This window comes from Achromobacter sp. Marseille-Q0513 (assembly GCF_018195695.1).
GTDB lineage: Bacteria > Pseudomonadota > Gammaproteobacteria > Burkholderiales > Burkholderiaceae_B > Achromobacter.
The window spans coordinates 1-702 of record NZ_JAGTJY010000423.1; the positions used below are offsets into that span (position 1 = coordinate 1).

Annotated in this window: 1 protein-coding gene; it reads left to right on the plus strand. The window is 71.5% G+C overall.

Annotated elements, in window-relative coordinates:
- Nucleotides 1-702, plus strand: a 702-nt coding sequence (locus tag KDH83_RS31045; RefSeq protein WP_212322944.1) for a hemagglutinin repeat-containing protein, incomplete at both ends; no start/stop codon positions are given.

Sequence of the window (702 nt, forward strand, 5' to 3'; positions counted from 1 at the left end):
TGTCGCTGATCAAGGGCGACAGCATCAACCTGAGCGCCGGGCGCGACATCGCGCTGACCTCGACCTCGGCCTCCGAGCGCTACAGCAATACGTGGGGTACGTACGTGAGCGGCGTCTCGCGTATCGACGCGGGCAGCCTGAACGTGCAGGCCGGGCGCGACCTGACCCTGACTGCGGCCCAGGTCGCGGCGCGGGACGATGCGCGCCTGCAGGCCGGCCGCGACGTGACCCTGAACACGCTGAGCGTGAGCCACGGCGAGCGCATCGTGCGCGATGCGCGCAACCGCTACGAACTGAGCACCAGCCGCGAGATCGGCGCGACGGTTGCCGCCGGCGGCAACCTGACGATCGCGGCCGGCCAGGACGTGAGCGCCCGCGCGGCCGATGTGACCGCCGGCAAGCAGCTGGCGGTCGGCGCCGGGCGCGACATCAGCGCCACGGCCGGCGTGCAGACGCAGGACTCCTACATCGAGTCGTACTACAAGCAGCGCGGCTTCCTGTCCAGCCGGTCGAACCACATGATCAACTCGATCAAGACCGAGCGCGCGCAGGCCACGACCTTCACGGGCGACACGGCGGTGCTCGTGGCGGGGCGGGATGTGAATGTCGCTGGTTCGAACGGGGGGGCGCCGCCGGAACCGGCGGTCCCCGGGGGGCGGGGTGGGGAAAACACGGCCGGGGGGGAAAGCCGGGGCGCCCACA